Source organism: Alkaliphilus serpentinus, from assembly GCF_009017255.1.
GTDB classification, from domain to species: domain Bacteria; phylum Bacillota; class Clostridia; order Peptostreptococcales; family Natronincolaceae; genus Alkaliphilus_D; species Alkaliphilus_D serpentinus.
The window spans coordinates 1-10,084 of sequence record NZ_WBZB01000066.1 but is presented as its reverse complement, the minus strand read 5'-3'; the positions used below and the strand labels follow the sequence as shown (position 1 = coordinate 10,084).

The 10,084-nt window shown below is 32.0% G+C and carries 9 protein-coding genes; 2 read left to right on the top strand and 7 right to left on the bottom strand.

Features of this window, described 5'->3' with window-relative positions:
• Positions 1-209: 209 nt before the first annotated feature.
• The 4 genes from F8153_RS15200 to F8153_RS15185 all read right to left on the bottom strand — a co-directional run bounded on the left by F8153_RS15200 (position 210) and on the right by F8153_RS15185 (position 6,282).
• A complete protein-coding gene (locus tag F8153_RS15200) occupies positions 210-1,769 on the bottom strand; it encodes a BCCT family transporter (protein ID WP_151859893.1) in 1,560 nt (519 codons plus the stop codon).
• Positions 1,770-2,130: 361 nt separating this feature from the next.
• A complete protein-coding gene (locus F8153_RS15195; RefSeq protein WP_151867209.1) occupies positions 2,131-3,801 on the bottom strand; it encodes a sigma-54 interaction domain-containing protein in 1,671 nt (556 codons plus the stop codon).
• Positions 3,802-3,968: 167 nt separating this feature from the next.
• Positions 3,969-4,610, bottom strand: a complete 642-nt coding sequence (locus F8153_RS15190; protein ID WP_151859891.1) for a hypothetical protein — start codon at positions 4,608-4,610, stop codon at positions 3,969-3,971.
• 340 nt (positions 4,611-4,950) lie between these two features.
• The gene (locus F8153_RS15185) at positions 4,951-6,282 is read right to left on the bottom strand and encodes an MATE family efflux transporter (protein ID WP_151859890.1); all 1,332 of its coding nucleotides are present in this window, start codon (positions 6,280-6,282) and stop codon (positions 4,951-4,953) included.
• Between the two features lie 106 nt (positions 6,283-6,388).
• On the opposite strand from F8153_RS15185, the gene F8153_RS15180 reads away from it, so the two are divergent.
• Positions 6,389-7,186 (top strand): helix-turn-helix domain-containing protein, encoded by a 798-nt coding sequence (locus F8153_RS15180; RefSeq protein ID WP_192929854.1) that lies wholly within the window; start codon positions 6,389-6,391, stop codon positions 7,184-7,186.
• Positions 7,187-7,317: 131 nt separating this feature from the next.
• On the top strand, positions 7,318-7,806 hold the full coding sequence (locus F8153_RS15175) for a GNAT family N-acetyltransferase (RefSeq protein WP_151867208.1): 489 nt from the start codon (positions 7,318-7,320) through the stop codon (positions 7,804-7,806).
• A gap of 55 nt (positions 7,807-7,861) precedes the next feature.
• On the opposite strand, the gene F8153_RS15170 is transcribed toward F8153_RS15175, so the two are convergent.
• The 3 genes from F8153_RS15170 to F8153_RS15160 form a co-directional block, all read right to left on the bottom strand.
• The gene (locus F8153_RS15170; protein WP_243137007.1) at positions 7,862-8,416 is read right to left on the bottom strand and encodes a GNAT family N-acetyltransferase; all 555 of its coding nucleotides are present in this window, start codon (positions 8,414-8,416) and stop codon (positions 7,862-7,864) included.
• A gap of 170 nt (positions 8,417-8,586) precedes the next feature.
• A complete protein-coding gene (locus tag F8153_RS15165; protein WP_151867206.1) occupies positions 8,587-9,495 on the bottom strand; it encodes a CPBP family intramembrane glutamic endopeptidase in 909 nt (302 codons plus the stop codon).
• Between the two features lie 385 nt (positions 9,496-9,880).
• Positions 9,881-10,084, bottom strand: a 204-nt coding sequence (locus F8153_RS15160; protein ID WP_151867205.1) for a GNAT family N-acetyltransferase, incomplete at its 5' end; no start/stop codon positions are given.

Sequence of the window (10,084 nt, the reverse complement as noted above, 5' to 3'; positions counted from 1 at the left end):
TTTAGTACTCTTTTGCAGTATTCATCTGAAAACTCTACCTTTGCGCCAAAACGGGCAATGGCTATAAACTCTTCTAGCTTTAAGTCAACATTCCCTATTATAACTTCATTTATCGTCTCAGCTTTTAAAACTACTGTCACAAATATTGCCTCCTTAATAATAAAAGAGAGAGAAATCTCTCTTTTATTTAACTGTTGTATATAATTAAATTATTCTACAAGCTTATCGATAAAGAACATCTTAATTGCTGATATCACCTGAAGTACAAATACAAATAGTACCATTGTGCCTCCTGCAGCTGCTAGAAACTTAACTCCATCAACACCCTGAACTCCACCGGCGAAGGCTACCATTACAAATGCTATAATACCTATTGATAAGCCCCAAAGTAATTTTTGCCATCTAGGTGGCTCTTGATCATGGGAAATGTTTAATGTGCATAGAGAAGCAATAGTTCTTGTCATTGAATCTGCTGCTGTTGAAAATGATAATATTAGAGTTATCATTACAATAGGTATAAATATAAACCCTAGAGGTAGGTTTCCTAAAAATGTCCAAAGACCAGCAACAGCACCACTTTCATTTATAGTACTAACAAGGTCTAGGGTTCCTTCTTGCTGCCACTTAAGTGCAGTTGCTCCAAATGCACCAAACCAAATGACACTAAATAAAGAGGGAAGTATCCAGTTAATTATCATAAACTGTCGGATAGTTCTTCCATAGGATATTATAGCTAAGAAAATACCCATAAGTGGTGCGTAGGCAATCCAAATAGCCCAGTCATAAAGTGTCCACCACATTACAAGCGCTTCTCCACCAATATCGATTGGATCAAGTCCCCAAATCCAGAAATTCTGTAGCCAATAGGCCATTCCCGCCGTAGAGGTTCTAAAGATATATAGAGTAGGTCCTAATACAAATAGTAATATCAAGAGAACATAAAACACTTTTGAGTTTATATCTGATAACCATCTAATTCCTTTATCTAGTCCTAGAAGTGATGATACCGTAAAGGTTGCTGTTATAATGGCAGCTAATAAAAACCACACTATTATTCCTTGATTTATTCCATAAGCAACTTCTATCCCAGAGCCTACTAATGCCAACCCAGCCCCCAGAGAGGATGCTAGTCCTAAAGCAATAGCTAAAAGTGATAAAGTGTCTATTATATTTGCCCATATACCCGTAGTAACCTTCTCTCCAAACAAAGGTATTAGAGTGGCTGTTACAGATAGTGGTTTTTTTCTATTAAAATACATATATGCTACTATAAGTCCACACAACGAATACATTGCATAGGGTATAAAGGTCCAATTATAAAAACAACGGGCTATTGCAAATATCGCTGCCGTAGCTGTTCCTGGCTCCACCCCAGTTTGAGCCATCTCGCCATAAATATTTCCAAAATAGATTATAGGTTCATTTACTCCATAGGTAACAACTCCTGTTGCAATTCCACCAGTAAGTGCCATAGCAAACCAAGTTAAGAAAGAAAATTTAGGCTTTGCCTCAGGACCACCAAAACGAATGTTTCCAAGCTTAGAAAAAGTAACAATAGTAACAGTAATTAATGCAACTATAGATATTATTTGATATATCCACCCAAAGCTTCTTAGAGACCACATAAAGGTATTCATAGTTACTTCTGTAAGCATTTTATTATTTAAAATTCCCAATAATGCCGAACCACCAACCACAAGAAAAGCTGGCCAAAATACACCCTTACGTAATTGCATTGAATCTTCTTTTTTTGCTATTTCTTTTGACATTTCCTCTCCTCCTTATTTATTTACAATAGTCGAAAGCACATGGATTCTTAAAGCATTCACCTCCATACCTATTAAATAGTTAATTAAGATAATCTTCTGAAAACGTTATCTTATCCATGTAGTGCATATAAATAGAGCAAGTACTATGCCAATTGATCTTCTAAAAAATAAAACCCATTATAACCATTGTAAAGACTAGATTTATATTTCTAATAAGGTAATTTGATGTATATGGCTTCTAATAAATTTTTAAATTTTCTTAATTTTTTGTATATTAATGCAAAAAAATTTTGCTCTATCATCTTATAATCCTCTAATAAACAAGTAAATTGGCGCCAATTTTTTTGGCGCCATAGCAAATTTATTTTGCTCCGCTACTACTAATTTGTAATTTTTTCATTCTATATTGAAGGCTTTGCCTACTCATACCTAGTTTTTTGGCACTTTCTGTTATATTTCCATTATTCTTTAATAATGTATCTCTTATAACTTCTTCTTCAAATTCCTCCATTTTTTCCTTTAATCCCAATTCCTCAGCTTCTAACTTTAATGCCTTAATTTTTTTACAGCTTTTTTCTAGTTTATGCTCTACATGTTGTGATAGCTTTAAGTAATCGGGTAAATAACTTATTTTTAATGTTGTTAAGTTAATTGGCATAAAGTTAAATGAATATTCTACAGCATGTTGTAGCTCTCTTATATTTCCAGGCCAATCATAGCTAAGAAATAAATCAATAACTTCCTTTGAAAATACTAGTTTATCTCTATTATACTGATTAGCTAAGTTATTTAAAAAGTGATTAGCTAAGGCAGGAATGCATTCCTTTCTTTCCTTTAAAGAAGGTAATTCAATTTTAATAGTAGATATTCTATAATAAAAGTCCTTTCTAATTTTATCTTTTTGCATAAGCTCAAAAAGGTCTTGATTTGATGCTGCTATTATCCTAACATTACATTTAAAGTATTTACTTCCACCAATTCTTTGAACTCTTTTCTCTTGTAACACCCTTAATAGCTTCGCCTGCATTTCTAGGCTTATAGAATTTATTTCATCTAAAAAAATAGTTCCTCCATTAGCCATTTCAAAAAAGCCTTGCTTTTTAACACTTCCTGTAAATGCCCCTTTTTCCGTACCAAAAAAGAGACTTTCAAAAAGATTACTTGGTATTGCACTACAGTTAATATCAATAAATGGCTTATGTCTTCGAGAGCTAAAGGCATGAATACTCTGAGCCATAAGCTCTTTTCCAGTTCCAGTTTCTCCATAAATTAAGACACTGGAATCTGAAAGCGCCACCTTTTTTGCAAAATGTATTGTGTCCTTCATGTTTTTTGACAAGTGTACAATATCATCGAACTTATATAAATGCTGATTATTTACTGTATCTTCATTTTCTAAATATGTTGCTAAGTCCGAAACACGGTTTTTCATTTTATCTAATAGGGAAAAATCGCTCTCAAAAACAACAGCACCATATAAATTATCATCTATTATCAATGGATATCCATAGTTAACTGTGGTTAGTGATTTACCATTTGAAGTTTTGAAACGATCACACCTATTTGCAACAGCTTTTTGTGTTCTAAGTACTGTTAATACAGTACTATATTCTTCCTCTAAGTCATATAGGTCTAATAGGTGTTTTCCTTTAAAGTCTTCCTTGTTGTAATTCTCAAGTCTTTCACTGGCAGGATTGCAATCCATAAAATATCCATTACGGTCAAAAATCTGAACTCCCTCAGATACATGGTTAATAGCTTGATTATAGAAGTCAAGAAGGACTGAGCTTTCACTTAAGTATAAAATCACTTCATCTTTTTTCTCTAACCTTTGGTACTTAAAAAACCTGCTGTTTATTTCTAATATTCCTCCTTCAGGCTTAATGGAGGTGTTTAATAGGTGCTGAATGTTTTTGCCCACTGAGTTAAATAAAAGACTATGCTTAAACCATTCCTTCATCTCTCCAACATACTCTATTTCTTTAATTAAGAACTCAGAATCTATTTTTAACACTATGTCAATTATAGCCATTGCAAACCTCCCATCTTAGCTTATTAGTAAATAAAATTATATCATAAACTGAATATTATTTATAATGAAATAATTTTACAGCTTGTCAACTAGTAATTAAATATAATAGCAAGCAATAAACATATTATTAAAAATCAAATCCTTGTTCTTCTGTATTACACTTCACCCTAATCTTTGCTACTACTGGTAGTAATAAGTTTTTTTATGGTTTTTACATGTGCTTTTGATGGGGCCTCATTTATCGCACTATGGAAAAACTCTAATAGCTTGTTATTTAGAGGAAGTCCTGTATCTTCAATTAATCTTATAAATTCCTTTATTAATAGCCATCTATGCTTCGGATTCTTTTCTGGCTCTTTAAATGATTCTATTATACTAAACACAATAAAATCAGATAAATTAGGCTTTGCATTAATAATCCTCATTGAATATGTTATACAATACTTTCTTGTTGATATTTTTTCATCATATAACAGTTTGCAAAATGAAGGAATTATCTTATTAAGAGTTTCATCGTCTACTTCCTTTGCAATAGAAGAAAGCAAATCCATACCATAGTTGCGATGATATGAGTTTTTGTGTTCTAATAATGAAGCAAAGTCCCACAAAAAACAAGCTAAAGTATCTGGCTTGACAGTAGCTACTTCCGATAATATTATATATGAATGATAATACACATTTATTTTTCTGTTGCCTATCATTTCTTTAACCAACATACCTCTAAACTCCTCATCATTTAATGCTATGTCTATATACCTGTTGACATCAGCATTTGTTTCTGAAGCTGCTTCAATGTAATTATCATACATTATCCTTCATCTCCTAATCATTATTCTTTATCTCAGCTGTATTACTAACACTCCCGCTTCTTAAGCAGGAGATAAGTGCCACTGCATATGCTAGACTTAACTACAGGCTGTAGCTACTGTTTTACGTATAATTATTATTTTACCATATGTAATAAGATGGAACTGCCTTTTTCTACACTTCCTGTACCTTTAAGTATACACTTCACAAACACTTTTGCTTCTTCAGTGTAATATACATGACTTCAAGCTTCAAAATAAGTGGAGCTAGTCTTTTTTTATTTGATTATAATTATATACTAGCATATTACTATCTACTATAGCTTATTATCTGTGTTTTCTATCAAGATCCGTAGGGATATTTTCTCAAGCATAGGGCACCCACAATAATTGTCACTAACTCAGTAAAAATCACCGCCATCCAAATACCACTATTACCAAATATAATGGGCATAGTTAATAACCCTATTGTAAGAGCTATAAGACTTCTAAGCACTGCCAATGCTCCAGATAGCACTGGTGCATTTACAGCGGTATAGTAAGTAGCAACAGTTATGTTTACTCCGCTTAATATGAATGATACTGCAAAATAAACTAAAATTTCAGCAGCCATCATAATAGTGGCTTGATTTTTTACAAAAATACTAGCTATCCTCTCACTAAACATAAGGGTTACTATGCATAAAATCACACCAGTAACTAGATTTGCATATATAGAGGCTTTTTTTAATCCTTCAACTCTTGAAAGCTTATTTGCACCTATATTAAAACTAACAGCAGCTTGGTTTGCTTCTGCAAAGCCATAAAATACCGATGTGGAAAATGTAGTTAACTGAAGTGCTACAGCATATGCTGCTACCCCTTGAAATCCAATTCTCTTTATTATTATTACGTTGTATATTAAGGCAGCAACCGATGTGGCTGACATGCTTAAAAACTCCGATGAACCATTAAATAGCATTGTCCATATTTCTTTCATTTTAAAGACAGGAGTTGAGAACCTCCAGGTTGATTTAAACATTATAATGTATATCATTAATATGCAAGGAACTAATTGAGAAACCCCAGTTGCTAGTGCAGCTCCCTTCATGCTCCATCCAAATACTCCAATAAATAGATAGTCTAGTAGTATATTTATTACTGTACCACTTAATACAATCAAAACCATTTCAACAGGCTTTCCATCTAATTTTAAGAAGAACAAAAACGCAAAATTTAACAAAAAAGGTAAAAAGAATAAAGAAAGTGTTTTTGAATACTCTATCATTAGCTCAGCTACTACTCCACTAGCCCCCAATAAACTTGAAAAGCTTCCACTAAAAGCAAGCAAGAAAACTGTAGAAGTAATCGATACTATACTTAATAGTACAACTGTAACATTGAAGTAATTGTTGCTTTTTTCAAAATTCTCTTTTCCCTTAAATATACCAGCTAATGTTGTTCCTCCAACAGCAACCATTGTACCTATTCCTCCAAGAAGCATAAAAACTGGCATTATAAGTGTAATTGCAGATAGACCTTCTGGTCCAATGTATCGTCCAATAAACACTGCATCAACAAACCCCGCTGTATTTTGTGCCAGTACTGCAAGTATAGAAGTAATTGCATAGCTCCAAAATATTTTTGATATGCTGTCATTTCCTAAATCAATATTTTTATTTTTTAATTTTTCCATTTATCTACTTCTCCTCTAAGTTAGAATTTAATATAGTTTGTAATAGTTATACTATTCCTATATAATAAACCTTGAAGTAGGTTTAATGTCAAGGGGAGGTTTTACTTTGCGTAAATACTTAACAATAGGTGAGCTTGCAGATCTAATGAAAACATCTACATCGAAAATTAGATTCTATGAGAAAGAGGGATTATTAGCTCCCTGCAAGATAGATGATAACGGCTACAGACTTTATGATTTTAATGAAATAGATAGATTAGATACAATTTTATTGTTAAGAAAAATGGATATATCGTTAAAAGATATGAAGGCTATTTTCAATAGCAATTCAGTTGACAGCTATCTGGAAGCCTTAAAGTCGTCAATTACATCTATAGATTCTAGGATTGAACAGTTAATAAATAAAAAGCAATATATTGTTAAAAAAATAAACTATATCCAAAACTTTATGACTGATAGTAGTTCTTTTAATGTGACATTATTTGCCGAGAGAATTCTAAATTGTCTTCATACCGGAAATATACTGAAATACTCACTTAAAGACATCTACGATGTATTAAAATCTAAGGGCATTGACTATTCAGATACTTATCAAGACAACTATATAATTCCTTTAAATAATGATAACTATAGTTTTTGCTTAATGAACACACCTGGGATTAAAAATGCTGATAGCTTTGATAGGATAATACTTCCCGAAGGTATGTATTTAAACTATGAAGGTTTTGTACAAGGTTATGATGTTATTGATAATGAAATAGTTAAACTCTATGATCATATGAAAAAAAATGATTTATATCCAATAGGTAATCTTGTAATCATTGAAAGGATTAGGTCTTCAGATTATTATTTTGGAAAAATAAACATAAGTATTCAAATTCCTATAGAAGATAACAAGAAATAAAGTAAATAAACTTGTTTATAAGTGAAAGTTAAGTGTTAAACAGCATTAATACTATTTAGACCTTTGTGTCAAATCCCTATTCAAACTGTAATAGTTTCAGGTTAACTATATATAGTTAGGAGATATATCAAATGAAAAGAGTAAGTTGTAGAAAATATGCCCCTAAAGACTATCATTTCCTTAGAGAGATGTTGTTTGAAGCTGTTTTCTGGAGCAGAGCAAAAAATCTTCCATCACTGGAAGAAGGATTGTCTTATGATTATACAAAGCATATACTCGAAGGTTTTGGTGAACGTAAAGGTGATACTGCTGTAATAGCAGAGGTTGACAGTATTCCTGCTGGAGCTGCATTTATCAGGTATTGGAGCAAAAACATCAACATGAGAGGGTATATTTCACATGATATTCCCGTACTCGTAATCGGTGTCGCCAAACAATTTAGACGTCAAGGTATTGGTAACTATTTACTAAGATATTTGAAATCAGTTGCTAAAGAGAAGGGCATAAATAAAATTAGTTTATGTGTTACTAAAAGCAATATTGCTTATCATTTATACACTAAGCATAGCTTTAAAATAGTAGAGGATATTGATTCATCCTATAATATGATTTGGGAATAGCTCACAACATAACTGGCTGGTTTTCTTTTTTGATAGTTGCAGCAAACAATAGCTACTATATTTTAAATGCTATTGACACATCTTCTAGCTTTTTTCGCCAAATCATATGATCAGCCCCACTACCCCAATAATCCTTTAACAGGTAGTTAGGCTTGCCAAACTTTTTCTCCCATACCTTTTGAGCATTCTTATATCCACTATCTAAGCAAAACTCTTTAATTCCCCTGCTCTTTAAGGTAATATACATTGAATTAAGAAGCAAATTACCTACCCCTTGTCCTTGATAATTGGGACTAACGAATAGTGTCCCTATCTCAACTAGCCCTCTATACTCACCATTTGTACAGTTATTAATTAAGTCACTGGTAAGGCCGTATTCTATGGTTCCAATAATTCTATTAGCAGCTGTCGCTAATAGAAAATACCTTTTCTCTCCATCACTATCTATATCACTTTTTAAATATTCATTTTTAACTATTATTTCATTTGCTATATCCTCACTTAAGTTGCCTAAACCTTCCTTGTTAAATGTATCCCACACTACCGTCTTAAAAAATAAATCTAGTTCCTCTATATCAATAGTTTTAGGTCTTCTTATTTCAATTTTCATCAATCACCAAGTCTCCCTTATAATTATTTTTTCTTTACAGCTTTAAAAGGGTATTAATTTACATATCTACATGGTCTTAATAAAACATGCTTTACATCTTCAAATCGCTATATTAAATAAGCTAGAAGTGAAATTACTTGTTTTGTGAGTTTAGGATTAATTATACTTTTTTAATTGGTCTTCCACTTTACCCGTGAGTGTGTTAGTAATAAATCCCTTCTAAATAGCTTTAAAATTATACTTGTTGATATCACCATTACCAGTATTATACTTATTCCACCAGTAGTATTAGTTAAAATAGTAATTAATCCATGAGAAAAGTTAGCCATAGCATGAAACAATAACGCAGCCCAGATACTTCCTCCTGTTTTTATCATTAACAGAGTAATCATTAATGACAGCATAACTGTATAAAATGTATAACCAATTAATGCTGCAAATACACCATACGTCAAGCCTATGCTATATTGAATAGTATCTGTGATAAAGAATTTTGGAAAATGCCAAAGTGCCCAAACAGCACCAACAATTACACTTGCTTTCAATGGGTTATATGTTTGCAATAGTCTTGGTAGTGCATATCCCCTCCAGCCTAGCTCTTCTCCCAGAGGCCCCTGCATAATGACGAAGTAAGCTATTAAGGGAAATAGAGTCCACACCTGTGGTAATATAACAGAAATTAGTATTGATTCAAATTTAACACCTGACGCAAAATATGAAATAATATAAGCTAGTGTTAGAATGCAGGGCATGAGAAACAAAGTATATATATACCACTTCAAATCATACCTAACTTTTATAATGCCTTTTAACATCTCTATAGTACCTATTTTTCCTAAAGTTATTAAGGTTAGTATTACTGCAATAAGTGATGGTGTAAAATTCCCAAACTTTATTAATAGTTCTTCAGGTAGAAACAGCTGTATTTTATAAGCCTTCAGTAATGCAGGCGTCCAAAATAACCAGGATAAAAAAATTGTTAGTGTAAAAAAACAAATTAGCTCTTTTTCTATATGCCGTTTTTTATGTGTCTCTATTACGCTTTCAATAAAATATGACTCTCTATCATATATACTCATATAGCATTCTCCTATTCTAATCTATTAATCAAAACTAGAACCTATATTGTAATTCTTAGGAACTACATATATATATATATTAAACACATATAGGTTGTTTTTGGCAAGTGTTTTAGAAATTAATACATTTTTTTAAATCTGCCTCAGTATTTTGATTAATGTGAATAGCAATGGCTTTATTAAGTTTATAATGATACATGTGGTCTAGACAATTCTTTCTTCCCCCTTTTCATTTTTTAATACAACATGATTAAGGGAAAATCAATAAAAAGAGCCATAGACTTTAATCTAGGGCCCCTAATGAAAAGATATGACTTATACCAAAATAAAGGACTAAAATCTAGGTATAACAAATAGCTGTTAACTGTCTCTATTGCTTTTACATCTATACAAATGCTTCATAAGATACTACGTACTCTTTAAATCCATTACGCTGGTACAATTCCCTTGCTTTTATATTCCATGAGTATGCGTGTAGCTTTACTCTATTGATACCTTGTCCCTTCATCCAACTCATTATTTCATCTATTAGCTTTTGTCCCAGTCCAACCCCTCTTGCAATTTCATTGTAAGCGTCAAAATGCCCACA

Excerpts from the sequence above, each read along its gene's own strand:
- F8153_RS15195 (WP_151867209.1), bottom strand. The coding sequence starts at position 3,801 with ATGGCTATAATTGACATAGTGTTAAAAATAGATTCTGAGTTCTTAATT.
- F8153_RS15190 (WP_151859891.1), bottom strand. The coding sequence starts at position 4,610 with ATGTATGATAATTACATTGAAGCAGCTTCAGAAACAAATGCTGATGTC.
- F8153_RS15165 (WP_151867206.1), bottom strand. The coding sequence starts at position 9,495 with ATGAGTATATATGATAGAGAGTCATATTTTATTGAAAGCGTAATAGAG.
- F8153_RS15185 (WP_151859890.1), bottom strand. The coding sequence starts at position 6,282 with ATGGAAAAATTAAAAAATAAAAATATTGATTTAGGAAATGACAGCATA.
- F8153_RS15175 (WP_151867208.1), top strand. The coding sequence starts at position 7,318 with ATGAAAAGAGTAAGTTGTAGAAAATATGCCCCTAAAGACTATCATTTC.
- F8153_RS15200 (WP_151859893.1), bottom strand. The coding sequence starts at position 1,769 with ATGTCAAAAGAAATAGCAAAAAAAGAAGATTCAATGCAATTACGTAAG.
- F8153_RS15170 (WP_243137007.1), bottom strand. The coding sequence starts at position 8,416 with ATGAAAATTGAAATAAGAAGACCTAAAACTATTGATATAGAGGAACTA.